We start from the raw sequence: 26,819 nt of genomic DNA, 5'->3' as shown, positions 1-26,819 counted from the left end.
CCGGCGCCTCGCAGGCCGAAAAGCGGACATCCGCGGACGGATGCCGGCGAGCCGACAACAGCCGCACGAAGTGGGGACACGACAGCACCATGGCACAGGCCTCGGTCCAGGTGACGCACTCCGGAACCTCGCGGTGGCGGCGCCGTACAGGGGAGTACAGCTCGCTCGCCGCCGCCCTGGAAGCCGCCGGGGACGGTGATGTGCTGACGGTCCCGGCCGGTACGTACCGGGAGAATCTGGTGCTGGGGCGCGCGGTGACGCTGCGCGGCCCGGACGGTGCGCGCGGTGCGGTGCGGATCGCCCCGGCCGACGGGGTGGCCCTGACGGTCCGGGCCTCGGCCACCGTCCACGACCTGCATCTGGAGGCGACGGATTCGACCTCGCCGGCCTTGCTGGTGGAGGACGGCGCCCCGGAGCTGTCCGGCCTGCGGGTGGTGACCCGGTCCGCGTCCGGCATCGAGGTCCGCGGCGGCGCCCGCCCGACGGTGCGCCGCTGCACGGTCGACAATCCGGGCGGGGTCGGCATCAGCGTCCTGGACGGCGCCGGCGGCCTCTTCGAGGAGTGCGAGGTGGTGGCCGCCGGGCAGGCCGGCGTGGCGGTGCGTGACGGGGCCCATCCGCGGCTGGAGAAGTGCCGGGTCCACCATGCCTCGGGCGCCGGCCTGTCGGTCAACGGCGAGGGCAGCGCGGTCGAGGCGGTCGGCTGTGAGCTGTACGAGATCAAGGGCGCGGGGATCCAGATCGCCGCGCGGGCCACCGGCCACTTCACCGACTGCACGGTGCACCGCACCTCCGCCGACGGGGTCACCCTGGACACCGACGCGGTGCTCACCCTCGCCGACTGCGACATCCACGACATCCCGGAGAACGCGGTCGATCTGCGGTCCCGTTCGGTACTGACACTGACCCGCAGCACGGTGCGGCACTTCGGGCGCAACGGCCTGTCCGTATGGGATCCGGGCACCCGGGTGGACGCCAACCAGTGCGAGATCCACGACAGCACGGGGGACTATCCGGCGGTGTGGGTCAGCGACGGCGCCACCGCCGTGCTCGACTCGACCCGGGTGCACGACGTGCCGGACGCGCTGTTCGTGCTGGACCGGGGCTCGCGCGCCGATGTGGTGGACTGCGACCTCGCCCAGGTCCGCAACACCGCGGTGTCGGTCAGCGACGGCGCCACCGTCCAGCTCGACGACTGCCGGATCCGGGAGGCCGCCACCGGCGCGTGGTTCCGCGACCACGGCAGCGGCGGCACCCTCGCGCACTGCACCATCGACGGTGCGCAGACCGGCGTGATCGTCACCAAGGGCGCGGACCCCACCATCGAGGGCTGCACGGTCAGTTCCCCCGCCGAGGCCGGGTTCTACGTCTCGGCAGAGGGCCGCGGCACCTTCCACGGCTGCCGGGTCACCGGGAGTTCGGGCTTCGGTTTCCATGTGATCGACGGCTGCCGTACGACCCTGACGCGGTGCCGTACGGAGCGGTGCGCGCGCGGCGGCTACGAGTTCGCCGAGGGCGGCGCGGGGCAGGGGGACGGGCCGACGGTCCAGGACTGCACCAGCGACGAGAGCCGTGCCGTGGCGCCGGCGGCCGGTACGGTGACGGCGCCCGCGGTCCAGCAGGCGACCCAGACGGCCGGGCTGCTGGGCAACGTGCCGGCCCAGGCCCCGCCGCCGGCCGCCCCGGCCGCCGCCGTGGCCCCGGCCGTCAGCAGCCGCCCCTCCGACGAGGTGCTGGGCGAACTGGACACCCTGGTGGGCCTGGAAAGCGTCAAGCGTGAGGTGCGCAGCCTGATCAACATGATCGAGGTGGGGCGCCGCCGGCAGGAGGCGGGGCTGAAGGCCGCGTCCGTCCGCCGCCACCTCGTCTTCACCGGCTCCCCCGGTACCGGCAAGACCACGGTGGCCCGCCTGTACGGCGAAATCCTCGCCGCCCTCGGGGTGTTGGAGCGCGGGCACCTGGTCGAGGTGTCCCGGGTGGACCTGGTGGGCGAGCACATCGGGTCGACGGCGATCCGTACCCAGGAGGCGTTCGACCGGGCGCGCGGCGGCGTGCTGTTCATCGATGAGGCGTACGCCCTCTCCCCCGAGGACTCCGGACGGGACTTCGGCAAGGAAGCCATCGACACCCTGGTGAAGCTGATGGAGGACCACCGGGACTCGGTGGTGGTGATCGTGGCGGGCTACACCGCCGAGATGGCGCGCTTCCTGGCCGTCAACCCCGGCGTGGCCTCCCGTTTCTCACGGACCATCACCTTTGGCGACTACGCGCCCGAAGAGCTGCTGCGGATCGTCGAGCAGCAGGGCGAGGAGCACGAGTACCACCTCGCCGACGGGGCCGGCGAGGCGCTGCTGAAGTACTTCACGGCGCTGCCCAAGGGGCCGTCCTTCGGCAACGGCCGCACCGCACGGCAGACGTTCGAGGCCATGGTCGAGCGGCACGCGGGCCGGGTGGCGCAGCTGACCGACCCGAGCACCGACGACCTGACCCTGCTCTACGCCGACGATCTGCCCGAACTCCCCTGATCCGCCAGGGAGTCCGTGCCTGCGTCAGCGGGCCGCTGGCCCGGCAGGTCCGGGCCGAGCCGGGCGATGAGTTCGCCGCGCACCCTGCGGAAGACCGGGTCTGCCTGGTAGTCGCCGTGGCCCAGGATCTGGGCGGGCAGCGGGTGGTAGAGGGTGCGGCCGAAGGCGAGCGGGTCGCGCAGCGGCCCCTCGTCGATCCGCCCGCCGTCCTCGCAGGTGAGCCGGATCGGACCGCCGATGGGGTCGGTGAAGCGCCACAGATTGCGCCAGTCGTCCATCTCGCGGTGCAGTCCGGTCAGCGCCGGCGGCCCGAAGAAGGCCGGGAACCAGCGGCCGTAAAGGCGCTCCAGGGGGCTGCCGTAGGTCAGCAGCGCGACCCGGCTGCGGGTGACCGGGTCCAGCTGCCAGAGGGCGGCGGCCGCCAGCACGCTGCCCTGGGAGTGGCCGGAGAGCACCAGCCGGCCGTCGAACCGCTCGGTCCAGGTGGCCATCCGCCAGGTGAGGTCGGGGACGGCGCGCTCGGCGTAGCAGGGCGGGGCGAAGGGGTGGGCAGCACGCGGCCAGAAGGTGCCGACGTCCCAGAGGATGCCGATGGTGCGGCGGGCGGCGTGGTCCCGGTAGGCGCGCCGGCCCATGGTGATCAGCAGTATGACGCCGGCGCTCATCAGCCAGGAGCCCAGGGACTCCGCGGTCTCGGCGGCGGCGTGCACGACGGGCGGCGCGCCGTCGGTGGCGCGGCCCGGCGCCAGGTCGGTGAGCCAGGCACCGGCCACCGCACCGGCCCCGAGCACGAGGGTGACCGCCGCGATGGCCGCGACCAGGACGGGGGCGGCGTCGGTGAGTCCGGCACGGGCGATGGCGCCGGCGATGCCCTTGATGCGGCGCCGGTCGAGGTGCTCGCGCGGGTCGTAGAGCCCGGGGACGTCCCGGGCCACCCGGCGGCGGACGAGCACCACCCGGACGGCGGCGAGCACCGCGACGCCGGCGACGACCACCAGGAGGACGGGCAGGACCGAGGCCTGCCAGGACAGCAGGACCGGCGGCCCGGGAATCGGGGCGTGCTCCTGGCCGGGGGTGGCGTCGCCGTCCAGCCAGTCCGCGAAGCGCTGGGCCACTCCCCCGGACAGCACCCCGCCGACCGCGCAGGCCAGCAGGGCGACGGCCGGCCCGCCCATGCCGCGCAGCGCGGTGCGGGCGTCGTCCCGGGCGGCGCGCTGGAGGACCCAGGCGGTCAGCGCCAGCGCGAGGACCAGCAGGCCCTGGAAGACGGCGATCCCGCCGAAGGCGGCGGTGCCGGGCAGCGCGCCGTGGCTGCGGGCGCCGGGGCGCGCCCAGCCGGTGTGCACGGCGATCAGCACCAGCACGGCGAGGGCGGCGAACGGCAGCACCCGCACGACCAGGCGGTCGGACCGGACGTCCGGCGCGGCCTCATTGCGGGCGGTGCGCCAGACGACCACCAGGGTGGCGAGGGCGAGCAGTGCGACCAGGGCGGTCAGGGCCCGGCCGGTGACCGCGAGGGCGGTGCTGCCGGCGCGCCCGTCGGCCTTCGCTCCGGCGGCGAGCAGCACGGTCGCGACGGTCAGCACGCCGGCCGTGGTGTGGGCGGCACGCAGCCGGGCGACCACCCGGCGGCCGTACCAGAAGCCTTCACGGCTGAGCGCGGTGCGTTCGGCGACCGGGGTGCCCCGGGAGGTGCCGGGCTGCCGCGGCGGCGGTGAGGCCGATTCGTAGGCGCTCCAGGTACGGCGCGAGAGCCACCACAGGAAGCCGATCACGGCCAGCGGCACCGTGGCCGCGAGAGCCAGGCGGCGGCCCGGGGCGCTCCACCAGCCGGAGTTGTCGGGGCTGAGAAAGCCCATCCAGGACTTGTCTGCGTTGCAGGCGGTGGTGCCGGCGCACTGCCAGGCTGTGAGGTCGAGGGCGACCTCACAGGCCGCGGCGGCGAGCAGGACGGTGAGGGTGAGGGCGAGGAGGCGCACCAGCACGTCGTAGATCCGCTGGGCGCGGTGCTCGGCGGGTGCGGCCGGGCGCATCCAGTGGGCGAGGTTGGCGACCATGAAGGGCAGCAGGATCAGCCACAGGGCGCGGGCGCCGTTGCCCGAGGTGAGGTTGCACCAGCAGTAGGCCTCGCGGACCGGCTCGCCCCGGTAGTCGCCGGGCCGCTGCTCGGCGTCCACGTCGTCCGTGCGGCGGTAGCAGGCCGCGGTGTCGTCGCCGGTGATCAGCTGCACCCGGGGATCACCGAGCATTTCCTGGGCCGAGGTGCCGCCGACGCCGTGCACCAGCAGCTCCAGGGAGAGCTGTGGTGCCGGGTCCGGTGGGTCGTCTGCCGGGGTGTCACGGTCCTTTGGCCGGGCGTGCGGTGTCGGTTCCGCGGTCTCCACAGTCTCCCCCGATGTCTGGACGGCGCCGTGCGGTGTGGCGCCCCAGGATTGTCCCTTCCCTCCGGGGGCACATCCAGTACCCGCGCCGGGCCCTCGACCGGAACCGGCCGCCCGCATGCTTCCCACCGGCAACCGGCGTCACTGTCAGCACCACGTGCGAGGATGAGGACATCAGTGATCGCGGGCGGCGGCCCGCGCGCAGACCCGGGAGCGCGAGCCGGGGCGGAAGGGACGGGCCGGGGTGAGTGACAACCAGAACCTCCTCGCGGAGCAGCGGCGGGCCCTGATTCTCGACGAGGTCAGGCGGCGCGGCGGGGTACGGGTCAATGAACTCACCCGCAGGCTGAAGGTGTCGGACATGACGGTCCGCCGCGATCTGGACGCATTGGCCCGTCAGGGCATGGTGGAGAAGGTGCACGGCGGCGCGGTACCGGTCAGTGAGCCGAGCGCGCACGAGCCCGGTTTCGAGGCGAAGTCGGCGCTGGAGCTGAGCGCCAAGGAGGACATCGCCCGGGCCGCGGCCGAGATGGCGGCGCCCGGCAGCGCGATCGCGCTGGCGGGCGGCACCACCGCGTTCGCGCTGGCACAGCAGCTGCTGGAGGTGCCGGATCTGACGGTGGTGACGAATTCGGTGCGGGTGGCCGATGTGTTCTACACCGCGCAGCGGGCTGCGGCCAGCGGCGGCGGGCCGCGCGCGGGGGCCGCGACGGTGGTGCTGACCGGCGGGGTGCGTACCCCCTCGGACACCCTGGTGGGGCCGGTGGCGGACGCCGCGATCCGGTCGCTGCACTTCGATGTGCTCTTCCTGGGCGTGCACGGCATATCGGTGGAGGCGGGGCTGTCCACGCCGAATCTGGCGGAGGCGGAGACCAACCGGCATTTCGTGCGCTCCGCGCGGCGGGTGGTGGTGGTCGCCGATCACACCAAATGGGGCACGGTCGGCCTGAGTTCGTTCGCGACGCTGGATCAGGTGGCGGTGCTGGTGACCGACTCCGGGCTGCCGGCCGAGGCGCGTGCGGAGTTCGCGGAGCTGCCGCCGGAGCTGGTGGTGGCGGGCGAACAGCAGGCGGCCGCAGACATCTGACGGTGCGCCATCTATGGTGTGCCGCGCCGGGGCGCCCCCGGTCCGCCGACCGTTCCCAGGGAGCTCTCCCATGGCACGCCAACTCCGCCCCGTCGGACTCGACTTCACCGCCGCCGCCCCGCTGCGGCTGGTGTTCGCCGCGGAGCTCAACGCCCCGCCGGAGGCGGTCTATGCGGCGCTGGCCGAGGATGTGGCGGGCTGGTCGAGCTGGTTCACGGGGGTGTCCCGGTCGGCGCCGACGCTGGACGGCACGGGCCGGGTGGTGCGGCTGACCGGCGGCACCCGCTTCGCCGAAACGGTCCTGGCGGCCGAGCCCGGTGCGCGGTACGCCTACCGGGTCGACACCACCAACGCCCCCGGCCTGTGGGCGCTGCTGGAGGACTGGCGGCTGACACCGGCGGGCGCCGGCACCCGGCTGCGGTGGACGTTCGCGGCGGACGGCCCGGCACCGTTCCGCCTTCTGCTGACGCTGGCCAGGCCCGGCCTGGGCCGCGCCTTCCGGGAGTCGGCGCGAGCCCTGGACCGCCGCCTCGCCCGGGCCTGAAGCGTCTGCGCCCGCGCACCCGGGCACGACGGAGAGGCTCAGGCGGACCAGGTGCCGGTGGCGAGGAATTCCTCGATGGTGCGCGCGTAGGGCGTGATGTCCAGGCCCTGGGAGGCCAGCCATGCGTCGGAGTAGTACTTGTCGAGGTAACGGTCGCCGGGGTCGCACAGCAGGGTGACGACGGATCCCGTACGGCCCTCGGCGACCATCTCCGCGACGATCCGCAGGGAACTCCACAGCCCGGTGCCGGTCGAGCCGCCCGCCTTGCGGCCTATCGCGGTCTCCAGGGCGCGTACGGCGGCGATGCTGGCCGCGTCCGGCACCTTCATCATCCGGTCGATCGCGCCGGTGACGAAGCTCGGCTCCATCCGCGGCCGCCCGATGCCCTCGATGCGTGAGGCGGTGGCGCAGTCGCTCTTGGCGTCCCCGGTGAGCCAGCCGTCGAAGAAACAGGAGTTCTCCGGATCGGGGACGCAGACGCGGGTGTCGTACTGCATGTAGTGGACGTAGCGGGCGATGGTCGCGGAGGTGCCGCCGGTGCCCGCGGTGGCCACGATCCAGGCGGGCTCGGGGTAACGCTCCAGCCGCAGCTGCTGGTAGATCGACTCGGCGATGTTGTTGTTGCCGCGCCAGTCCGTGGCCCGTTCCGCGTAGGTGAACTGGTCCATGTAGTGGCCGCCGGATTCGGCGGCGAGCCGGGCGGAGACCTCGTAGACGGTCCGCGGGTCGTCCACCAGATGGCAGGTGCCGCCGTGGAACTCGATCAGCCGGGTCTTCTCCTGGCTGGTGGTGGCCGGCATCACCGCGATGAACGGCACCCCGATCAGCGAGGCGAAGTACGCCTCGGACACGGCCGTGGAGCCGCTGGAGGACTCGATGACGGGCCGGCCGGGGCGGATCCAGCCGTTGCACAGCCCGTAGAGGAACAGCGAGCGGGCCAGCCGGTGCTTGAGGCTGCCGGTGGGGTGCGTCGACTCGTCCTTGAGGTAGAGGTCGATCCCCCACGCCTCGGGCAGCGGGAAGCGCAGCAGGTGGGTGTCGGCCGTGCGGTTGGCGTCGGCCTGCACCTTGCGAACGGCTTCTTTCAGCCAGCTTCGGTAGTCCGGATCCGTGCGGTCGACATCGACGGTCGGCATCGGGGCCGGGGCCGCGGCCTCGTGGTCGGGCCGGCTCTGCGGCTCCTGTGCGGTGCTCACCGGCGCACTCCTCAAGGGGCTGGGGAATCCCGCGCACAACGGCGGGCCGATTTCGACTATAACCCCCGCCACACCCTTCTCACCTGCATAAACATCACTTTGAGATACCCCAAGGAGGCCCTGGGACGGTGCCGTCCGGCGCACTGCGCACCGGACAGACTGGTGCACCGGGCGCCGTACCGGCAGACTTCCCCCAAGGGGCGGTGGAGGGCAACTGCCCGTTCACCGAGGAGGTGCCGGCATGGCGGAGGCCGAGTTCAACGCGACCGGCGTACGGATCGAGCGGTGGCTGCGGTCCTTGACCCGCGCCGGACAGGTCGTCATCCAAGACGGCAGACTGGCGCTGCTGACCAGCTACGGCAGAGAGATCGACAGCGCTCCACTCCAGGCCGTCCACGCCCACAAGCCGCTGTTCGCGGCGCGGGACCGGGCGCTGGCCACGCTCAACGGGCATCGCTACTCACTCACCCTCGGCGCACCGGAGCTCTTCCTCAAGGCACTGGAAGCGGCGCGTCCACCGCGCACCTGACGGCCCCTTCCGGCCGGGACGTGCGGTTGCGGGAGCGCACCGACTGGATGACCCTGTACTCGTATCACTGAGGGTTCACCAGCGGTGACGCTGTGGTGCAGTCGGCATCGCTGGATCCGATCTTCGCCCCTGCCCGATACGAGGGGCGCCCGGCCTCATCAGGGAGTCGCGGTCGTGATCAGGCAGCCCAGCAGGCACTGCACGGTGGAGCTCCAAGCCGTTCCGGCTCGCATCGGACATGTGCGCAGAATTGTCTCCGCGCAGCTGCGGCACTGGCGTCTCGACGCCTTGATAGACCCGGCGGCGCTCGGAGTGACCGAACTTCTCGCCAATGTCCACCGGCATGCCCGCCCCAGCAAGCAGTGCACCGTGGAACTCCGGGTGCTCCTCGATCAGTTGACGGTCTCGGTGCATGACGAGGATCCCCGGCTGCCGCGGCTTCGGGCCGCCGGCAGCTGGGAGACCTGCGGCCGCGGGCTGGCGCTGATCGCGGCGCTCAGCGAGAGCTGGGGCGTGCGGCCGGACGGCACCGGCAAGGTCGTGTGGTTCACCCTTCCGGCCCTGACCACTGCGCCCGAAGGAGCGTGCACGGACCGCGCGTACCCGGAGCCCCTGCCCATGGCGGACGCCGGTCCGCGCGCCCGGCTGCGGGGCACGAAGGTCGGCTGACGGGCGGACCGCGGGCCCGGCCGCTCGCACGGCTCCTGCCCGCCGGTCACCCGGCCCCTGGAATGCGCCCGGTCACGGCGGGACCGGCCCCGTCCGGGCGCCGACGGCGGTCAGGCCGCGCCCCCCTTGGGCCCGGTGGCGAAGTGCTCCTCCAGGACGGAGAGCCGGCGCCAGTACTCCTCCTCGTCGATCTCGCCCGCGGCGAAGCGCCGGCCGAGCACGGCGATCGGCGACGGGGCGTCGGTACGGGCGGAGAGCTGCGGGCCGCGGAGGTTCCCGCGGGGCCCGCCGTGCCGCCACACGGTGCGGCGCAGCAGCGTCACCATACCGAAGATGACCATCGCCCAGAGCACGGGCACGAACAGGATCCAGGGGCCCGGGCCGCCGCCGGCCCAGGGTGCGGCGAGCGTGAACATCACCCTCAACTCCTCGGTGGATGGGGACGGGGCCGGTGCTGCCGGTCCCCGCGAGACCGGTGCGTCCGGCCTCCTTCGAGCCTCGCTCCCCGGGCACCGCCGGTCGTCGTACAGCCAGCGGCTTCGCTCGTACGCCGCAGGAAGTACGCGGGGCACACCGGCCTGCTCCGGCCGCACGGGCACACTCCCCTCCGCCCGCTCCTGCTCCGACCCTTCCCTGCTCCCGCCCTGGTCTTGCCCTCTGTAACTACTGGTATGTACAGTCCGGCCATGACCACTCAGAAGCGGCCCGGCCCTCAGGAGCGGCCCGGTACGCGGGAACGACTGGTCCGCAGCACCCAGGAACTCCTGTGGGAGCGCGGGTACGTGGGCACCAGCCCGAAGGCGATCCTGGAGCGTGCGGACGTCGGCCAGGGCAGCATGTACCACCACTTCACCGGCAAGTCCGACCTCGCCCTCGCCGCGATCCGGCGGACCGCCCAGGACATGACCGAAACCGCCGAGGAGTGCCTGACCGCCCCCGGTACGGCGTACGACCGGATCGCGGCCTACCTGCTGCGCGAGCGGCAGGTGCTGCGCGGCTGCCCGATCGGCCGGATGACCCAGGACCGCGATGTGGTGCACAGCCCCGTGCTGCGGCAGCCGTTGGACGAGATGTTCGGCTGGCTGCGGGGCCGGATCGCCGAGGTCCTCGCCGAGGGGCAGCGCCGGGGCGAACTCGCCGCAGGACTGGATCCGGTGGCCGGCTCGGCGACCGTCGCGGCCGTCGTCCAGGGCGGCTACGTGCTGGCCCGCGCCGCCGACGACACCGCCCCCTTCGACGCCGCCGTCCAGGGCGTGTTGGCGCTGCTCTCTTCGCAGGTCACACCCACCGCCGGCTGAGCCCCCTACGGAGTCCGTATGCACGCCATGCAGTACGCCCTCACCCTGCCCGCCGACTACGACATGCAGATCATCCGGGACCGGGTGAAGTCCAGGGGCCACCTCCTGGACGAGTACGCCGGGCTCGGCCTCAAGGCGTACGGCATCCGCACGCGCGGCGTCGACGGTTCGCCGGTCAACCAGTACGCGCCGTTCTACCTGTGGACCGCTCCGGAGGCCATGAACCGCTTCCTGCTCGGTGACGGATTCCGCGGCGTGGTCCGCGACTTCGGGCGGCCGGACGTACGGCACTGGCAGGGGCTGTTCCACCGGCGCGGCCCGGCCGCCGGCGCCCTCCCCCGGGCCTTCACCCGGCGGACCGAAGCCCTCGCCGGCGACGCCGACACGGCCACCGCCGTAGCCACCGCGGCGGCCACACATGAGGAACTGGCTACGGCGGACGGGGTGCACACCACGGCGCTGGCCCTCGATCCGCACCGCTGGGAACTGGTCCACTTCACCCTGTGGGCGGACGCCTCCCCCGGGCCCGCGGGCGAGCGCTTCCAGGTGCTGCATCTGTCCGCCCCGGAGGCCGGGCGGCTGGGCACGGGGCGGCAGTGGTGACCCCGGGCACCGCGCGCGGGGCGGCCGCTCCCGCCGTCCGTACGGTCCTCGGCGACATCGCCCCCGAGGACCTCGGCGTCTGCAACGCGCACGACCATCTCTTCCTGCGCAGCCCCCGGTTGCCGGGTCAGGAGCTGGACGACCCCGGGGCCGCGGCCGCCGAGCTCGGGGCCTTCCGTGCGGCCGGCGGCGCGGCGGTGATCCAATGGACGCCGTACGGCCTGGGCCGTCGCGCGGCCGAACTCCCGGATCTGGCACGGGAGTCGGGGGTACGGATCGTCGCCGCCACCGGGCTGCACCAGGCGGTGCACTACGCCCCTGAAGTGCTGGAACGGGTCCGCGCCGACCTGGTGACGGACTTTCTGACCGCCAACCCGGCGCGCGCCTTCGCCGCCGCGTGGTCGCAGACCCCCGCCCCGGCCCCGGGGTGACGGACCCGGGCCGAGGGCTCCCGTAGACATGACCGCAGCCCGGGCCGTCCGGCCGGAGCCGGGCCCTACCGTGCAAGGACGACCAGCGGATCGTCCAGCACCGGCTGCCAGGCCAGCTCCGCCGCGCCGACCAGGCTGTTGTGGTCGAGGCTGCAGGGCAGGATCGGTACGCCGCCGCTGCGGCCCCACAGACTGCGGTCGGCGACCACCGCGCGCAGCCGCTCGGGGTCGGCCGACAGCAGATCGCGGTGCAGCCCGCCGAGGACGATGCGGTCGGGGTTGAGGATGTTGACGAGGCCGGCGATGCCGAGGCCGAGGCGGTCGATGAGGAGATCGGCCGCGGCGCGGACGCCCGGGTCGGCGTAGTCGTCCCGCAGCAGGTCGGCGGCCTGCTGGAGCAGGGAGACCTCGGGGCCCGGCTCGCGGCCGGCGGCGCCGAGGAAGGCGAGCGGGTCCGCCTCGACGTCCAGACAGCCGCGGCTGCCGCAGTGGCAGGGCGCCCCCTCGGGGTTGACCGTCAGATGGCCGACCTCCAGTGCCAGGCCCGAACTGCCGCTGTGCAGACGGCCGTCGAGCACCAGCGCTCCGCCGACGCCGCGGTGGCCGGAGGCCACACAGAGCAGATCGCGGGCGCCCCGGCCGGCGCCGTGGCGGTGTTCGGCGAGCGCCATGAGGTTGACGTCGTTGCCGGTGAAACCGATCGCGTCGGTGACGCCCGGGATGCCTGCGTCAGCGAGCGCACGCACGAACAGTTCGCGGACGGGGGCGCCCGCGGGCCAGGCGAGGTGCAGCGGGTTGAGGGCCTCACCGTCCGGTTCGGCGACCGCGGAGGGGACCGCGAGCCCGGCACCCAGGCAGCGCCGGCCGGTCTCGCGCAGCAGCTCCGCGCCGGCCCCGACGGCGTCGGCGAGGACGTGCGCCGGGTCGGCGGGGATGGCGCCGCAGCCGGTCGAGGTCGCCACGATCCGGCCGCCGAGGCCGACCAGCGCGACCCGGAACCCGTCGGCATGGATCTGCGCGGCGAGAACGACCGGTCCGTTCTCGGCGACGAACAGCCGGTGGGAGGGGCGCCCTTGGGAGCCTGCCGAGGCGGTCGGCCGGGAGTCGACGGTGATCAGGCCGAGCGCTTCGAGCTCGGCGGCCACCGCCCCCGCGGTGGCGCGGGTCACGCCGAGTTCGGAGGTCAGGACGGCGCGGGTGGGCGCGCGTCCGGTGTGTACGAGCTCCAGTGCGGGGCCGAGGGCGCCACGGCCCCGCTCCAACCTGGTTGTCCGAGTCTGGGTCACCCCTCTATTCTGGCTTTGTGCCGACACTAAACAAAATACGGGCGGCCCTGACGACCCACCGGGACCCGCTCCCCGCCGATCCGCACCTCACCCGTCTCCGCATCGCCGTCACCGCCTTCTTCGCCATGGACGGCTTCCTCTTCGCCGGCTGGGTCGTCCGGATCCCGGCCATCAAGGCGCAGACCGGCGCCGGCGCGGGCGCCCTGGGGCTCGCGCTGCTCGGCGTGTCGGCCGGCGCGGTCGCCTTCATGATGATCACCGGGCGGCTGTGCCGGCGGTTCGGCAGCCACACCGTCACCACCGCCTCCGCGGCCGCCCTCGCCCTGAGCATCGTGCTGCCGCCGCTGACCCACTCGGCCACCGCGCTGGGCCTGGTCCTGCTGGTCTTCGGCGCCGCCTACGGTTCGCTCAACGTCGCCATGAACAGCGCCGCCGTCGATCTCATCAGCGCCCTGCGGCGCCCGGTGATGCCGAGCTTCCACGCCGCCTTCAGCCTCGGCGGGATGCTCGGCGCCGGGCTCGGCGGGCTGGTCGCGGGCAGCCTGTCCGCCACCGTCCACCTCATGCTCCTCGCCGGGCTCGGACTGCTGGTGACGGCCGTCGCGGGGCGCTCGCTGCGCACCCACCCGGCACCGGTCGTCCCCGTGCAACGGGCCGCGGCCGAGGAGAGCCGGCCGCGCGGCGGGCACGAGGGGCGGGGGCGACGCCTGGTCGTCGTGTTCGGCCTGATCGCGCTGTGCACCGCCTACGGCGAGGGGGCGATGGCCGACTGGGGTGCGCTGCACCTCACCCAGGACCTGGCCGCCGGCCCCGGGGCGGCCGCCGCCGGATATGCCGTCTTCGCGCTGGCGATGACGCTCGGGCGGCTGTCCGGAACCGCGGTCGTCCAGCGCTTCGGCGCGGCTCGGGCGCTGATCGCGGGCGGGACGACGGCGACCGCGGGCATGCTGCTGGGAGCGCTCGCCCCGACGGTCTGGGCGGCCGGTGTCGGTTTCGCCGTCGCGGGCCTGGGGCTGGCCAACATCTTTCCCATCGCCATCGCCCGGGCGGGCGAGACCGGCGGGCCGGGCGGGGTCGCCGTGGCCTCCACGGTCGGCTATGGCGGCATGCTGCTCGGCCCGCCCGCCATCGGCTTCCTCGCCGAAGCGGCCGGCCTGCCCCTCGCGCTCACCACGGTCGCCCTGCTCGCGGCGGTCGCGGCGGTCATCGCGTACGCCACCCGCGGGGCGCATCACACCGGACGCCGGTGACGCGGGAGGTATGACGGTGACCCGGACGGCATGGCGGTGACGCGTCAGGCATGAGGGCACCCCCTGCCCCGTGCCGCGTGCCGTGGTCGGGGGGCACTCCATCCCTGCGTCCGGAGGGTAGTTGAGTCGGCAACGGCCATCGCGGTGCAGGTCAGCGCGGTGACTCCGGTGCCGGTGGACCGTGCGCGGGCCGGCCGCTGCCGGGACCCGCGCGGGTCCGTTGTCAGTGCCGACTGGCACACTCAGGGGCATGGAGATCACCGAGTTCGTCGAAACACTGCGACTGGACGGCAGCCTGCTCGCCAATGCCGCCGAGGAGGCGGGGCCGGATGCCCGGATTCCGGCCTGTCCCGAGTGGCGGATGCGGGATCTGGTCACCCACACAGGGCGGGTCCACCGGTGGGCGACGGAGTTCGTGACGCAGGGGAAGGAGCAGCCCGGCTCCTTCCCTGAGGCTCCCGACCTGGCCGACGACGAACTCGACGGCTGGCTGCGCGAGGGCCACCACCAGCTCGTCCTGGCCCTGCACTCCGCCCCGCAGGACCTGACGGCCTGGACATTTCTGCCCGCCCCGTCCCCGCTGGCGTTCTGGGCGCGCCGCCAGGCACACGAGACCTCGGTGCACCGCGCCGATGCCCAGCAGGCGGCCGGCGCCTCCCTCACTCCCCTCCCGTCCGCCTTCGCCGCCGACGGCATCGAGGAAATCCTGACGGGCTTCCACTCCCGCGACCGCAGCAGGATCCGTACGGACCGCCCCCGCACGCTGCGGCTGCGCGCGACGGATGTGCCCGGCGCCGACTGGACCGTCCAGCTCTCCGACGCCCCGCCGCACACGGTGCGTACGACCCCGGAGGCCGAGGGCCCGGAGACCGGAAAGCCGGTGGACTGCACGATCGAGGGCCCGGCCGAGGAGCTGTACCTCGCCCTGTGGAACCGTCTGCCGTGGGACACCCTGACGATCGCCGGCGACGAGACGCTGCCCGAACTGTGGCGGGAGCACGGGGGCATCTAGCAGGGGCATCTGACCACGAGGGCGGCCCGGGGCGGGGACGTCTCAGGCAAGGGGGCGGTCCGGCGCAGGGGCATCCGACCAGGGAGGCACTTGCCGGCAACGCCGCCGCCCCCTTGCCCGCCGTCAGCCCAGCCAGCCGGGCCGCACCAACCCCGACTCATAGGCCAGGACGACCAGTTGGGCACGGTCACGGGCGCCCAGTTTCACCATCGTGCGGCTGACATGCGTCTTGGCGGTGAGCGGGCTGACGACCAGCCGGCGGGCGATCTCGTCGTTGGAGAGGCCGATGCCGACCAGCGCCATCACCTCCCGCTCCCGCTCGGTCAGTTCGGACAGCGCACCGGCCGCGGCCGGCTCCTTGGAGCGGGCCGCGAACTCCGCGATCAGCCGGCGGGTGACACCGGGTGAGAGCAGCGCGTCGCCGGCGACGACCGCACGCACGGCCCGCAGCAGCTCGTCCGGTTCGGTGTCCTTGACCAGGAAGCCGGAGGCCCCGGAGCGGAGCGCCTCGAAGACGTACTCGTCCAGCTCGAAGGTGGTCAGCATGACGACCTTCACCTCCGCCAGCCGCGGGTCCCCGGTGATCCGGCGGGTGGCGGCCAGACCGTCCACCACCGGCATCCGGATGTCCATCAGGACGATGTCCGGGCGGTGTTCGCGGACGGCGGCCAGCGCCTGCTCTCCGTCCGCGGCCTCGGCGACCACCCCGATATCGGGCTGGGCGTCCAGCAGCGCCTTGAAACCGGCCCGGACCAGCAGCTGGTCGTCGGCGAGCAGTACCCGGATCACGACTCCTCCTCGGTGGCGGCCGGGGTCACCGTATCCGCGTCCGCGGCCCGGCCGCCGCCCGGCGTCCCGGCCAGCGGGATGCGCGCCCGGACCCGGAAACCGCCGTCCGGGCGGGGCCCCGCCTCGACGGTGCCCCCCAGGGCTGCCGCCCGCTCCCGCATCCCGATCAGACCGTTGCCGCCACCGGACGGCTCGCCCGCACCGGAGGTCGCCGGTCCGTCGTCGTCGACCCGGATCTCCAGCGCCCCGGGGAGGTAGCGGAGCAGCACCCGGGCGGTGCGCGAGCCGGAGTGCCGGACGGTGTTGGTGAGTGCCTCCTGCACGATGCGGAAGGCGGCCAGCTCGGTCCCGGGCGCCAGGGCGACCCGGGCGCCCTCGGTGCCGATGTCCACGGCGAGACCGGCGCGCCGTGCCTGCTCGGTGAGTTCGGGCAGCCGGTCGAGTCCGGGGGCCGGGGAGCGCGGCGCCTCACCCGGGGTGCGCAGGGTGCCGAGGACCTGGCGCACCTCACCCAGCGCCTCCTTGCTGGCGTCCTTGATGGTGGTCAGCGCGGTCCGCGCCTGCTCCGGGTCCTGGTCGAGCAGCGCCAGGCCCACGCCCGCCTGGACGTTGATGACGGAGATGCTGTGGGCGAGTACGTCATGCAGCTCCCGGGCGATCCGCAGCCGCTCCTCGTCCGCCCGGCGCCGCTCCGCGGCGGCCCGCTCCGCACCTGCCTTGGCCAACTGTTCCCGGCGCACCCGTACCAGCTCGGAGAGGGCCAGCACGGCCACCACCCAGACGAGGGCGAGCAGTTCCTGGTCCCAGGAGCCGGGCCCCTGGTGCGGGGGCAGCAGGCGGTAGAGCCAGTGGGCGACCAGCACATGGGAGACCCACACCCCGCCCAGCGCGCACCAGGCGACCGTGCGGTGCCCGGCGACCACTGCCGAGAACGCGCCGAGCGCGAGGATGAGGAAGACCGGCCCGTACGGATAGCCCGCCGCAAGGTAGACGGCGGTGACGGCGGCGGTGCCGAGGGCGACGGCGCGCGGGTAACGGTGCCGGTAGAGCAGCAGCGCCGCGCCGCCGATCAGGAGAGCCCGGGCGAGGGAGTCCACCGGGACGCGGCCGGGCTGTTTGTGCCCGGCGAAGCCCGAGCCCACCGTCACGGCGACCGCCACGACCAGCGTCGAGATCCAGGGCAGCCGGGTGCCGGGCCGGCCCCACCCCTCCCCGGGCGTGACCGCCGGCCACCGCGCCCACCACGGCCCGAAGCAGCGCCGCGCCCACGTCGGCCGTGCGTTCTCCATACGGTCACGCTAGACCGCGACGGGGCCTCCAGGCGTCAGCCCGGCGCAGGGGCCGGCCGTACTCTCCAGGTAGTACGGCCTACCGCCGGGAGGACGAGGTGGACGGCAGGGGGGACCGTCACCGCCCGGCCGTCCGGCCGCCCGGCTGCCAGGAGCGCGACGAGGGCCGTACGCCCGACCCCGTCCGGCGACGCCGGCCACAGGGCCACGGCCCGCCCCTCACCCCCGGTCCATCGCCTCCAGCGCCCGGCGCGCCACCGGGCGGGTGCGGACGATCTCGGCCAGCGTGGTCGTCCCACGGGTGATCTTCGCGAAGGCGTGCCAGGCGGGACGGAAGCCCGTGATCGCGGCGTGCAGCAGGCCGGGGCGGCGGGCGAAGACCTGGAGCATCCGGCGCCCCACGCCCATCTCCACCCCGAGGCCGGCCTTGATGGCGAAGGCGTAATTGAGGGCCTGGCGGCGGGCGTCCACCGCGTCGTGCGCCTCGGAGACCCGTACCGCCCACTCCCCCGCGAGCCGCCCGGACCGCAGGGCGAAGGAGATGCCCTCCCGGGTCCACGGCTCCAGCAGCCCGGCCGCGTCCCCGCACACCAGCACCCGGCCGCGGGACAGCGGCGAGTCATCGGCGCGGCAACGCGTCAGATGCCCCGAGGAGATGCTCGGTTCGAAACCGGCCAGGCCCAGCCGGCCGATGAAGTCCTCCAGATAGCGCTTGGTCGCCGCGCCCTCACCACGTGCGGAGATGACGCCCACGGTGAGGGTGTCGCCCTTGGGGAACACCCAGCCGTAGCTGCCGGGGATCGGCCCCCAGTCGATGAGCACCCGGCCCGCCCAGTCCTCCGCGACCGGCGCCGGCACCGGAATCTCCGCCTCCAGGCCCAGGTCGACCTGGTCGACCTTGACCCCGACGTGCCCCCCTATACGGCCCGCGCTGCCGTCCGCGCCGACCACGGCACGCGCCAGCACCACCTCGCCGTCGCCCAGCACCACCGCGACGGTCCGCCGGTCCGGCACCTCGGCACCGTGCTGTTCCACCCGCGCGACCGTGACACCGGTGCGGACCGTGGCGCCCGCGTCCTGGGCCGACTCGACCAGCCGGGCATCGAACTCGGGTCGGTTGATCAGCCCGAACAGCATGTTCTTGGAGCGCCGGGTGCGGGTGAGCCGGCCGTTCAGCGAGAACGTCACCGCATGCACCCGGTCGCGCAACGGCAGGTCGAAGCCGGGCGGCAGGGAATCCCGCGAGGGGCCGATGATGCCGCCGCCACAGGTCTTGTAGCGCGGGAGGTCCGCTTTCTCCAGCAGCAACACCCGGCGTCCCGTACACGCCGCGGCATGCGCGGCCGAGGCGCCCGCAGGCCCCGCGCCCACCACCACGACGTCCCAGACCTGCTCGTTGTCCTCCGCTGCCCGCTCGCTGCTCACCTGTGCGTCTGCTCCCGTTCCATAGCTGGCTGCGCGTCCCGCCCGCATCCTACGGGCCGCTGTTGTACGCGGGGCCTGTGGGAAGATCGGGGGCACTGATGTCCGTACGTCCGGCCCGTCCGGCTCACAAGGTCCGGACGGCCCGTACGCACAACGCCGCGCCCACCAGGAGCGTTCCATGACTGACAGTCCGCTCGCACACACCGTCGCCGCGCTGCAGCCGCGTGCCAGGACCGAACTGGCCGAGCTGGTGGCCTTCAAGTCGGTGGCAGATCCGGCCCAGTTCCCCCGGAGCGAGTGCGAGGCGGCGGCCCGGTGGGTCGTCGAGGCGCTGCGGGCGGACGGCTTCCAGGACGTGGCGCTGCTGGACACCCCCGACGGCACCCAGTCCGTGTACGGCTACCTGCCCGGCCCGGCCGGTGCCCCGACGGTCCTGCTGTACGCGCACTACGACGTGCAGCCTCCGCTGGACGAGGCCGCCTGGGTCTCCCCGCCGTTCGAGCTGACCGAGCGCGACGGCCGCTGGTACGGCCGCGGGGCCGCCGACTGCAAGGGCGGCCTGATCATGCATCTGACGGCGCTGCGCGCGCTGAAGGAGCACGGCGGGGTGCCGGTCAACGTCAAGGTGATCGTGGAGGGTTCGGAGGAGCAGGGCACCGGCGGACTGGAGCGCTACGCCGAGGCACACCCCGAGCTGCTGGCCGCCGATGCCATCGTCATCGGCGACACCGGTAACTTCCGGGCCGGGCTGCCGACGGTGACCGCGACGCTGCGCGGCATGACGCTCGTCCGGGTCCAGGTCGACACCCTGGAGGGCAATCTGCACTCCGGCCAGTTCGGCGGCGCGGCCCCCGACGCACTGGCGGCGCTGATCCGGATCCTGGACTCGCTGCGCGCCGAGGACGGTTCGACGACGGTACAGGGCCTGGCCGCCGACGCCACCTGGGACGGCCTTGCCTACCCGGAAGCCGACTTCCGCAAGGACGCCAAGGTCCTGGACGGGGTCGGGCTGCTCGGCAGCGGCACGGTCGCGGACCGGATCTGGGCGCGGCCGGCCGTCACGGTGCTCGGCATCGACTGCCCGCCGGTGGTCGGCGCCACCCCGTCCGTCCAGGCCGGTGCGCGGGCGCTGGTGAGCCTGCGGGTGCCACCGGGCACGGACGCGGCCGAGGCGACGAAGCTGCTGGCCGCGCATCTGGAGGGTGCCGCTCCGTGGGGTGCGCGGGTCGCGCTCGAGCAGGTCGGGCAGGGGCAGGCGTTCCGCGCGGACACCAGCAGCCCGGCGTATGCGTCGATGGCGGCGGCGCTCCAGGAGGCGTACGACGGCGAGGAGATGCAGACCTCCGGCATGGGCGGCTCGATCCCGCTGTGCAACACCCTGGCCGGGCTCTACCCGGACGCGGAGATCCTGCTGATCGGGCTGAGCGAGCCGGAGGCACAGATCCACGCGGTCAACGAGAGCGTCTCGCCGCAGGAGCTGGAACGGCTCTCGCTGGCGGAGGCGCTGTTCCTGGGCGAGTACGCGAAGAGCCGCGCCTGAGGTCCTGAGGCCCGCCGGGACGGGCGCCGCGGCCGGGCCGGGGCGCGGCGCCCGATCCCCCGACGGGTACGTCAGCCGACGGGAACCCCCGCCTCCAGGTGGAGCGGACAGCCTTGTTCGCGGGCGCGCAGCGCCCAGCGCAGCCGGTTCCAGCGCACCGGCGGCAGCATCTTCTCGGCCTCGGTCTCGGTGACGAAGCGCCATTCGCGCAGTTCGGAGCCGGGCAGCAGCAGCTTGCTGATCCGGTCGTCGGTCAGGGTGCCGCCGTCGTAGAGCAGCCGCATACCGCCGAAGCCGGGCGGTTTGGGGGCTTCCCAGTCCAGGACGAGCAGCCGGGGCGCACGGGGCAGTTCGATGCCGAGCTCCTCGGCGACCTCCCGTACCCCGGCGTGGACGGGGGCCTCCCCGCGCTCCACGATGCCGCCGGGGAATTCCCAGCCGGCCTTGTACGTCGGGTCGACGAGCAGCACCCGGTCCTGGTCGTCGAAGAGCAGCACCCCGGCCGCGAGCGTCTCGGCGGTCGGTTCGGGGGTCTGCACGATGTCGCAGGCGCCGGCGCCGGTGCGTACGGCCTCGGCGACCCGCTCGGCGGTCTGCCGGGGCGTGAGCCGGGTGGTGTCGACGACATGGGCGTCGCCCTGGAGCCAGGGCAGGGCATCGGCGTACGGGCCCAGGTGTTGCAGGCTCCACCGGCGCGTCGACGCGGCGGCTTCGGTGGCCTCGGTGTCCTCGGCGGCCTCGGTGTCCTCGGCGGCGTCCGCACGGTGGGCTATTCGGGCCCGCAGGATCGTTTCCTCCGCATGCAGCAGCACATGCCGTACGGGAATCCGGCGGGCCGCGAGGGCCCCGAAGATCTCGTCGCGGTACTCCTGCCGCAGCAGCGTCATCGGCGTGATCAGCGGGCCCGGCACTTCGGTGAGCAGTGCCGCGGCGGTGTCCACGACCAAGCGCCGCCAGGCCGGCAGATCCTGATAGTCGTCGATCTCCTCGAACCGCTTGGCCGGCAGCATCAACCGCAGTCCGCTGCCGAGGAGTTCGGGGTCGTAGAGCGTGCTTCCGGGAAGCAGGTCGAGCAATTCTTGAGCCGCAGTGGTCTTGCCCGCACCGAACGTGCCGTTCAGCCAGACGATCACGGTTTCCCCTCTTCCCTAGACCCAGGTGAGTTGCCCGGCACACCCTGCCACGGAAAGTCCGGGCCAGGGGCCGCGCACAGGACCGGGAACGTTGCGCATTCGACCAACGGCGCGGCCAGGGAGACTTCGCGCACCCGTGGACGAGCCGATCGCGAAATGCACCGCGCGGAGGATGCCGGTCACCGCATCCCCGCCACGAAGCCCCCGGCAAACAAGCGCTCCCCAGCCCCTCCAGAACCGAAACCCTCCCCCGCATACCGGATTCCCGCCCCGTCGACCCAGGCGGCGCGCATATGACGGCGTCCCGTGGACGCCCCGCGGCCGGTTCCGCACGGTCCACCACACTTTGCCCGCCTCAAGGGCCGAGCCGGCGAGAAAATGCCGCGGGAGGAGCGGAATGAGGAGTGGAATACAGGGCTCGCGGGCGGCACATGCGTCGAGAACGCGGTGCGCGGTGCGGTGGCCGCTGCGCGGTACGCGGTGTGCCGTGCCCGGTGATATCCGCCATCGGTGGTGAACCGGCCGCGCATGATTTTCGGGGCCAAGGGGTCCGGAGCTTGCCCCGCTGAAGGGAAAGGCCCTGCCCTGGACGGAAGTTGTTGCCCTTCCAAAGGAATTGCTCGGCCGCGTCGGCGAGTGAACGGAAGACGTACGGAGGGAGAGTGACCTGCCGGTACTGCATCGGGCACGCCCTTCTCCGCCACTGATTTGCGACCATCAGGAATTCGGGGGCGGGGCCCGCAGGGAATTCTCCAGGATGCAGACGCAGGTGCGGATGCAGATACGGAGGCGGTGAGTCGGAGACGGAGGCGGTGGCGGTGGCGGAGACCTATATGGACGCGGACAGGGATACGGATACGGGCGTGGAGGCGGATGCAGAGGCGGAGAAAGCGGGAGAACCGGGGAACGGCGCGGGGGGCGACGATGAGCGAACGGGTCCGCTCGGGGCAAGCAGGGGGCCGAGCCAGAGGCGAGCAGGCGAGCAGGGCGGAACCAAACATAACCAAACGCACGTGGCGGGATCTCGTCCCGAACGGCGGGGAACGTCACGAACTTTGGGGCGACAGAGGAAGCCCCACCGCCCCTCTTCCAACAGACTCCAACAAGCTCTACCGTAAACACTCGCCAGCGACCGGTCGCGACCCCACCCCACCTCTCGTGAAGACGGAGGACGCGAAGCATGCGCGTTCATATCCGCACCACCCACCGGCGAGGTCACCGAAGAATCGTCGGAGCGCTGTCCGCCGCGCTGCTGTGTACGGCAGGGGTGACCGCCCTGCCCGCCGCGGCCCGTACGCCCGACACCCCGGGCCCCGGCACCGTTCACAGCAGCGGCACCACCCCCGCGCCCCGGCTTCCCGACGGGCTCGCCAAGACGCCCCCGATGGGCTTCAACAACTGGAACTCCACGGAGTGCCGGGCGGAGTTCAACGAGGAGATGGTCAAGGGCATCGCCGATCTCTTCGTCAGCAAGGGCCTCAAGGCTGCCGGCTACCAGTACGTCAATCTCGACGACTGCTGGGCGCTGCCCACCCGCGACGGGGAGGGCAAGCTCGTGCCCGACCCCCGGCGTTTCCCGCACGGCATCAAGGCAGTTGCCGACTACGTGCACGCCAAGGGCCTGAAGTTCGGCATCTATACGAGCGCCGGCATCAAAACCTGCAACCCGGCCGGATTTCCCGGCGGCCTGGGGCACGAGACGTCCGATGCCCAGCAGTTCGCCGACTGGGGCGTGGACTACCTGAAGTACGACAACTGCAATAACCTCGGCGTGGACGCCAAGCAGCGGTACCGCACCATGCGGGACGCGCTCAAGGCCACCGGACGGCCCATCGTCTACAGCATCTGCGAATGGGGCGAGAACAAGCCCTGGGAGTGGGCGTCCGACGTAGGGCATCTGTGGCGCACCACCGGCGACATCAGCGACTCGTGGGCGAGCATGCTCGGGATCGCGAAGCAGAATCTGCCGCTCGCACCGCACGCCGGCCCCGGGCACTGGAACGACCCGGACATGCTGGAGGTCGGCAACGGCGGGATGACGGACACCGAGTACCGCAGCCACTTCTCGCTGTGGTCGATGATGGCCGCCCCCCTGCTGATCGGCTCCGACCTGCGCAAAGCCACCCTGGAGACCTTCACGATCCTGGCCAACAAGGACATCATCGCCGTCGACCAGGACGCACTGGGCAAACCGGCCACGGTGCTGGCGTCCGAGTCCGGCCGCTGGACGCTGGTCCGGCAACTGGCGGGCGGCGACCGCGCGGTGGCGCTGTTCAACGAGACCGACGAGCCGCAGCGGATCTCCACTACAGCCGCGAAGGCGGGCCTTCCGCGGGCCGCCGGCTACCGCCTGCGTGATCTGTGGCGGCACCGGGACACCCACACCACGGGCACTGTCTCCGCGACCGTTCCGGCGCACGGCACCGTCGTCTACCGGATCTCCGCCGACCCGCACTGGGCCGGCTACCCGCCGGCCGTCGAGACCGGTCTCGATCACACCCCGCTGGCCGAGGCCGGCACCGCCGCCGACCTCCGCTCGACCGTCCGCAATCTGGGCGGCACCCCCGCCAGGAACCTCCAGGTGACGCTCAAGGCGCCGGGTGGCTGGCAACTCAAGGCGGCCTCGCCGGCGACGGCCCGCGCCCTGCCCGGCGGGAAGACACTCACCACCCGCTGGAAGATCACCGCGCCGGCCGGCACCCCGCCCGGCGCCTACGATCTGCCGCTCACCGCCGGATATCGCTCACCGAGCGGCGAACGGGCCACCACGACACTGCCCGGCACGGCTCATGTCGTGGTGCCACCGCCGTCCGGGACCTCGTACGCCGCCGAACTGCCCTGGCTCACCGCCACCAACGGCTGGGGCCCGGTCGAGAAGAACGCCAGCGTCGGGGAGCGTGCGGCGGGGGACGGCAGACCGCTCAGCATCGGCGGCACGGGCTTCGCACGGGGCCTGGGTGCCCATGCCGCCAGCGCGGTGAGCTTCTACACGGGCGGACGGTGCTCCGCGTTCCGTGCCCAGGTCGGCGTCGACGACGAGGCCGGTGACCGGGGCTCGGTGGGCTTCGAGGTGTGGGCCGACGGCAAGCGGGTCGCCAGGACCGCCACGGTGACCGGCGCGGACGCGGCCACAGCGGTCAGTGCCGACATCACCGGAGCGCGGACCGTCCGGCTCGTCGCGACCGACGGCGGTGACGGGATCGACTACGACCACGCCGACTGGGCGGATGCCAAGTTCAGCTGCTGACAGCCGGGTTGCTGCCGGGCGGGCCGAACGGCCCGCCCGGCGCCGTTTCCAGACGCCACTCGACGAGATGCACCCAGCACCCCGCCATGCGGACCGCACGCCTGGTCAGAGCGCCTGGTCAGGGTGCCGCAACGAAGGCTTCGAGACGGGACTGCTGGGCGGCGGCCGCGGCGGCTCCCACCACCCCGGCGTCCGTACCCATCTGGGCGGGGACGACCGTCAGCCCCGAGGTGAACGACAGCGTCGCGTAGTCCCGCAGAGCCGCCCGCAAGGGAGCGAAGAGGACCTCCCCCGCGCCCGCAACTCCCCCGCCGATGACCGCGATATCGATCTCGACGAGCGTGGCGGTGGCGGCTATCCCGGCGGCCAGCGCCTGCGCGGCCCGCTCGAAGGAACGGCGGGCGACCGGGTCCCCGGCACGCGCGGCGGCCGCGACGGCGGCCGCGCTGGCGTCACCATCGGGGCCCGGCTGCCAGCCGTGGGCCAGCGCCCGGCGGGCGATGTTGGGGCCGCTGGCAATCCGCTCCACACAGCCGCGCGCCCCGCACGGACAGGGGTCACCGTCGAGGTCGACGCTGATGTGTCCGATGTGCCCGGCGTTCCCCGTGGGGCCAGGATGCAGCCGGCCGTTGAGCACGAGTCCGCCGCCGACTCCGGTGGAGACCACCATGCACAGCGCGTTCGCGTGGCCGCGCGCGGCGCCCTGCCAGTGCTCGGCCGCGGTCATCGCGACGCCGTCACCGACCAGCACGACCGGACGCTCCCCGACGAGCGCCCGCACCCCCGCGACGAGCGGGAACTCGCGCCAGCCGGGGATGTTGACCGGGCTGACGGTGCCGGAGGCCGCGTTCACCGGGCCCGCACTGCCGATACCGACGGCCGCCACCCGCGCCCACTCCGGCCCCGCGGCCAGCTCACCGACCACCTCGGCCACCGCACGCATCACGGTCGCCCCGTCCTTGTCGGCGGGGGTGGGCCGGGCCGCCCGCACGATCAGCCTGCCGTGAGTGTCCACCAGAGCGCCGGCGATCTTGGTGCCGCCAATGTCCAGCGCTGCGCTGAGGTCCGTCTGCATCGGTGATGAATCTCCTGGTGGGCCCGGGAACCGGGGGTATCGGCCCGGCGTGAGAACGCCAGTCTTCCGTTGATTGACAACGTTGTCTAGAGGCTATGCTCGACGCCACACCTGGACGCCGAGAGAAACAGGACCGCACACCGTGACCGACACCGCGCGGGGCACGTCCCGCCGCTATGGCACCCGGCCCACGATGAAGGATGTCGCGGCACGCGCCGGCGTCGGACTCAAGACGGTCTCCCGCGTGGTCAACGGCGAACCGGGCGTGACCCCGGACACCGAGCGACGCGTCCAGGAAGCCATCACCGCCCTGGGATTTCGCCGCAACGACTCCGCCCGGATTCTGCGCAAGGGGCGCACGGCCAGCATCGGTCTGGTGCTGGAGGATCTCGCCGACCCCTTCTACGGCCCGCTCAACCGCGCCGTCGAGGAAGTCGCGCGCCGCCACGGAGCGCTGCTGATCAATGGCTCCAGCGCCGAGGACCCGTCCCGCGAACAGGAGTTGGTGCTGGCGCTGTGCGCGCGACGGGTGGACGGACTGGTCATCATCCCGGCCGCCGACGACCACCGCTATCTGGAGCCGGAGATCACGGCCGGGATAGCGACGGTGTTCGTGGACCGCCCGGCAGGCCGGATCGACGCGGATACCGTGCTCTCCGACAACTTCGGGGGCGCCCAGGACGCGGTGGCCCATCTCATCGCGCACGGTCACCGCCGGATCGGCTTCATCGGCGACCAGCCGCGGATCCACACCGCACGGGAGCGGCTGCGCGGCTATCGCGCGGCGATGGCCGCGGCCGGACTGCCCGTCGACGATTCCTGGGTGTCGCTCGGCTCCACCGCACCCGACCGCGTACGCGCCGCCGCCACCACGATGCTGGATGCCCCGGAGCCGGTGACCGCGCTCTTCGCGGGCAACAACCGGGTCACCGTCACCGCCGTACGCGTCCTCGGTGAACGCCCGCGCCCGGTCGCGCTGGTGGGCTTCGACGACTTCGAGCTGGCCGATCTCGTCCGGCCCGCGATCACGGTCGTCGCCCAGGACCCGGCGCACATGGGCCGGACGGCCGCCGGTCTGCTCTTCCGCCGCCTCGACGGCATCGAGGACCCGCCGCGCCGTACGGAGATCCCCACCCGTCTGATCGCCCGTGGCTCGGGCGAGATCCCTCCGGCCGAGGACTGAGCGAGAACGTCCTGACCTGATGGCCCGTCCACCAACCGCCCGGGCCACTCGGACCACTCGGGCCACCCGCGACGGCACCGATCGCACCGCCCGCCCACACACCGTCAACTGCCCCTTGGCACCGGCCCACACCAGTCTCATCGGCTCCCCCGCCGTGGTCCTTCCTCAATCCACAGCCATGCTCGCACGAGCCACTGACAACGCGATGCCGCCGCGTACGGCGCCAGCCGTGGGAAGCGCCGGTCGCGGGAGGCGCCGGGCCCAGCAGCCGGCGCGCCGCACGGCGCCAGGGCCGCGCGGCTCTCCCCCCGCCCCTCAGGCCTCCCC

Annotated in this window: 21 protein-coding genes and 1 pseudogene; 13 read left to right on the top strand and 9 right to left on the bottom strand. The window is 73.3% G+C overall.

What is annotated here, in order from left to right; translation table 11 throughout:
* Positions 1–89: 89 nt before the first annotated feature.
* Positions 90–2,525 (top strand): right-handed parallel beta-helix repeat-containing protein, encoded by a 2,436-nt coding sequence (locus tag EST92_RS08615; protein WP_129280376.1) that lies wholly within the window; start codon positions 90–92, stop codon positions 2,523–2,525.
* Here EST92_RS08615 and EST92_RS08610 read toward each other — a convergent pair.
* Complete coding sequence (locus EST92_RS08610; RefSeq protein ID WP_254068649.1) at positions 2,495–4,774, bottom strand: lipase family protein; 2,280 nt, start codon at positions 4,772–4,774, stop codon at positions 2,495–2,497. The two genes, EST92_RS08615 and EST92_RS08610, sit on opposite strands and share 31 nt — an antisense overlap.
* Before the next feature lie 376 nt (positions 4,775–5,150).
* Between EST92_RS08610 and EST92_RS08605 the strand changes: the two genes are divergently transcribed.
* Both EST92_RS08605 and EST92_RS08600 read left to right on the top strand, forming a co-directional pair.
* Positions 5,151–5,993 (top strand): DeoR/GlpR family DNA-binding transcription regulator, encoded by an 843-nt coding sequence (locus tag EST92_RS08605; protein ID WP_129249278.1) that lies wholly within the window; start codon positions 5,151–5,153, stop codon positions 5,991–5,993.
* A gap of 70 nt (positions 5,994–6,063) precedes the next feature.
* Entirely contained in the window at positions 6,064–6,537 is a 474-nt protein-coding gene (locus EST92_RS08600; protein WP_129280343.1) for an SRPBCC family protein, read from the top strand.
* A 38-nt stretch (positions 6,538–6,575) separates the two neighbouring features.
* Here EST92_RS08600 and EST92_RS08595 read toward each other — a convergent pair whose 3' ends face one another.
* Positions 6,576–7,673, bottom strand: coding sequence for a PLP-dependent cysteine synthase family protein (locus EST92_RS08595; protein ID WP_129280375.1), 1,098 nt, complete (start codon positions 7,671–7,673; stop codon positions 6,576–6,578).
* A 301-nt stretch (positions 7,674–7,974) separates the two neighbouring features.
* Here EST92_RS08595 and EST92_RS08590 point away from each other — a divergent pair, with 301 nt between their 5' ends.
* Both EST92_RS08590 and EST92_RS08585 read left to right on the top strand, forming a co-directional pair.
* Positions 7,975–8,262, top strand: coding sequence for a hypothetical protein (locus EST92_RS08590; protein ID WP_129249282.1), 288 nt, complete (start codon positions 7,975–7,977; stop codon positions 8,260–8,262).
* Positions 8,263–8,436: 174 nt separating this feature from the next.
* Positions 8,437–8,931 carry an ATP-binding protein gene (locus EST92_RS08585; RefSeq protein WP_129280342.1) on the top strand — a complete coding sequence of 165 codons (495 nt, stop codon included), beginning with the start codon at positions 8,437–8,439 and terminating at the stop codon, positions 8,929–8,931.
* Between the two features lie 110 nt (positions 8,932–9,041).
* Here the strand turns inward: EST92_RS08585 and EST92_RS08580 are convergent, their stop codons facing one another.
* Positions 9,042–9,347, bottom strand: coding sequence for an SHOCT domain-containing protein (locus EST92_RS08580; protein ID WP_129280341.1), 306 nt, complete (start codon positions 9,345–9,347; stop codon positions 9,042–9,044).
* Between the two features lie 270 nt (positions 9,348–9,617).
* On the opposite strand from EST92_RS08580, the gene EST92_RS08575 reads away from it, so the two are divergent.
* The 3 genes and pseudogenes from EST92_RS08575 to EST92_RS08565 all read left to right on the top strand — a co-directional run.
* Positions 9,618–10,229, top strand: a complete 612-nt coding sequence (locus EST92_RS08575) for a TetR/AcrR family transcriptional regulator (RefSeq protein ID WP_129280340.1) — start codon at positions 9,618–9,620, stop codon at positions 10,227–10,229.
* An 18-nt stretch (positions 10,230–10,247) separates the two neighbouring features.
* The gene (locus EST92_RS08570) at positions 10,248–10,832 is read left to right on the top strand and encodes a DUF4865 family protein (RefSeq protein WP_129280339.1); all 585 of its coding nucleotides are present in this window, start codon (positions 10,248–10,250) and stop codon (positions 10,830–10,832) included.
* A pseudogene (locus EST92_RS08565) lies at positions 10,826–11,173 on the top strand (phosphotriesterase); the annotation flags it as partial. The gene EST92_RS08570 and the pseudogene EST92_RS08565, both read left to right, overlap by 7 nt.
* A gap of 155 nt (positions 11,174–11,328) precedes the next feature.
* Here EST92_RS08565 and EST92_RS08560 read toward each other — a convergent pair.
* Complete coding sequence (locus EST92_RS08560; protein WP_129280338.1) at positions 11,329–12,549, bottom strand: ROK family protein; 1,221 nt, start codon at positions 12,547–12,549, stop codon at positions 11,329–11,331.
* A 17-nt stretch (positions 12,550–12,566) separates the two neighbouring features.
* Between EST92_RS08560 and EST92_RS08555 the strand changes: the two genes are divergently transcribed.
* Both EST92_RS08555 and EST92_RS08550 read left to right on the top strand, forming a co-directional pair.
* Positions 12,567–13,799 (top strand): MFS transporter, encoded by a 1,233-nt coding sequence (locus EST92_RS08555; protein WP_129280337.1) that lies wholly within the window; start codon positions 12,567–12,569, stop codon positions 13,797–13,799.
* Between the two features lie 250 nt (positions 13,800–14,049).
* Positions 14,050–14,811, top strand: coding sequence for a maleylpyruvate isomerase family mycothiol-dependent enzyme (locus tag EST92_RS08550; protein WP_129280336.1), 762 nt, complete (start codon positions 14,050–14,052; stop codon positions 14,809–14,811).
* 123 nt (positions 14,812–14,934) lie between these two features.
* Here the strand turns inward: EST92_RS08550 and EST92_RS08545 are convergent, their stop codons facing one another.
* The 3 genes from EST92_RS08545 to EST92_RS08535 all read right to left on the bottom strand — a co-directional run bounded on the left by EST92_RS08545 (position 14,935) and on the right by EST92_RS08535 (position 18,314).
* A complete protein-coding gene (locus EST92_RS08545; RefSeq protein ID WP_129249302.1) occupies positions 14,935–15,600 on the bottom strand; it encodes a response regulator transcription factor in 666 nt (221 codons plus the stop codon).
* A complete protein-coding gene (locus EST92_RS08540) occupies positions 15,597–16,889 on the bottom strand; it encodes a sensor histidine kinase (RefSeq protein WP_129280335.1) in 1,293 nt (430 codons plus the stop codon). The genes EST92_RS08545 and EST92_RS08540 overlap by 4 nt, the downstream gene beginning before the upstream one ends.
* Positions 16,890–17,108: 219 nt before the next feature.
* On the bottom strand, positions 17,109–18,314 hold the full coding sequence (locus EST92_RS08535) for a geranylgeranyl reductase family protein (protein ID WP_129280334.1): 1,206 nt from the start codon (positions 18,312–18,314) through the stop codon (positions 17,109–17,111).
* 178 nt (positions 18,315–18,492) lie between these two features.
* Here EST92_RS08535 and EST92_RS08530 point away from each other — a divergent pair, with 178 nt between their 5' ends.
* On the top strand, positions 18,493–19,854 hold the full coding sequence (locus EST92_RS08530) for a dipeptidase (RefSeq protein ID WP_129280333.1): 1,362 nt from the start codon (positions 18,493–18,495) through the stop codon (positions 19,852–19,854).
* Positions 19,855–19,925: 71 nt separating this feature from the next.
* On the opposite strand, the gene EST92_RS08525 is transcribed toward EST92_RS08530, so the two are convergent.
* On the bottom strand, positions 19,926–20,987 hold the full coding sequence (locus EST92_RS08525; RefSeq protein WP_129280332.1) for an NUDIX hydrolase: 1,062 nt from the start codon (positions 20,985–20,987) through the stop codon (positions 19,926–19,928).
* Between the two features lie 1,180 nt (positions 20,988–22,167).
* Here EST92_RS08525 and EST92_RS08520 point away from each other — a divergent pair.
* Positions 22,168–24,234 (top strand): NPCBM/NEW2 domain-containing protein, encoded by a 2,067-nt coding sequence (locus tag EST92_RS08520; protein WP_174243963.1) that lies wholly within the window; start codon positions 22,168–22,170, stop codon positions 24,232–24,234.
* Between the two features lie 118 nt (positions 24,235–24,352).
* Here EST92_RS08520 and EST92_RS08515 read toward each other — a convergent pair whose 3' ends face one another.
* Positions 24,353–25,309 (bottom strand): ROK family protein, encoded by a 957-nt coding sequence (locus EST92_RS08515; protein WP_129280331.1) that lies wholly within the window; start codon positions 25,307–25,309, stop codon positions 24,353–24,355.
* A 142-nt stretch (positions 25,310–25,451) separates the two neighbouring features.
* Between EST92_RS08515 and EST92_RS08510 the strand changes: the two genes are divergently transcribed.
* Positions 25,452–26,492, top strand: a complete 1,041-nt coding sequence (locus EST92_RS08510; protein WP_129280330.1) for a LacI family DNA-binding transcriptional regulator — start codon at positions 25,452–25,454, stop codon at positions 26,490–26,492.
* Positions 26,493–26,819 lie beyond the last annotated feature (327 nt).

Origin of the sequence: Streptomyces sp. TM32, assembly GCF_004122755.1 — a bacterium.
GTDB classification, from domain to species: domain Bacteria; phylum Actinomycetota; class Actinomycetes; order Streptomycetales; family Streptomycetaceae; genus Streptomyces; species Streptomyces sioyaensis.
This window is presented reverse-complemented; position numbering and strand designations above follow the sequence as displayed.

Excerpts from the sequence above, each read along its gene's own strand:
- EST92_RS08615 (WP_129280376.1), top strand. The coding sequence starts at position 90 with ATGGCACAGGCCTCGGTCCAGGTGACGCACTCCGGAACCTCGCGGTGG.
- EST92_RS08610 (WP_254068649.1), bottom strand. The coding sequence starts at position 4,774 with ATGCTCGGTGATCCCCGGGTGCAGCTGATCACCGGCGACGACACCGCG.
- EST92_RS08600 (WP_129280343.1), top strand. The coding sequence starts at position 6,064 with ATGGCACGCCAACTCCGCCCCGTCGGACTCGACTTCACCGCCGCCGCC.
- EST92_RS08595 (WP_129280375.1), bottom strand. The coding sequence starts at position 7,673 with ATGCCGACCGTCGATGTCGACCGCACGGATCCGGACTACCGAAGCTGG.
- EST92_RS08590 (WP_129249282.1), top strand. The coding sequence starts at position 7,975 with ATGGCGGAGGCCGAGTTCAACGCGACCGGCGTACGGATCGAGCGGTGG.
- EST92_RS08580 (WP_129280341.1), bottom strand. The coding sequence starts at position 9,347 with ATGTTCACGCTCGCCGCACCCTGGGCCGGCGGCGGCCCGGGCCCCTGG.
- EST92_RS08575 (WP_129280340.1), top strand. The coding sequence starts at position 9,618 with ATGACCACTCAGAAGCGGCCCGGCCCTCAGGAGCGGCCCGGTACGCGG.
- EST92_RS08570 (WP_129280339.1), top strand. The coding sequence starts at position 10,248 with ATGCACGCCATGCAGTACGCCCTCACCCTGCCCGCCGACTACGACATG.
- EST92_RS08550 (WP_129280336.1), top strand. The coding sequence starts at position 14,050 with ATGGAGATCACCGAGTTCGTCGAAACACTGCGACTGGACGGCAGCCTG.
- EST92_RS08540 (WP_129280335.1), bottom strand. The coding sequence starts at position 16,889 with ATGGAGAACGCACGGCCGACGTGGGCGCGGCGCTGCTTCGGGCCGTGG.
- EST92_RS08530 (WP_129280333.1), top strand. The coding sequence starts at position 18,493 with ATGACTGACAGTCCGCTCGCACACACCGTCGCCGCGCTGCAGCCGCGT.
- EST92_RS08520 (WP_174243963.1), top strand. The coding sequence starts at position 22,168 with ATGCGCGTTCATATCCGCACCACCCACCGGCGAGGTCACCGAAGAATC.
- EST92_RS08515 (WP_129280331.1), bottom strand. The coding sequence starts at position 25,309 with ATGCAGACGGACCTCAGCGCAGCGCTGGACATTGGCGGCACCAAGATC.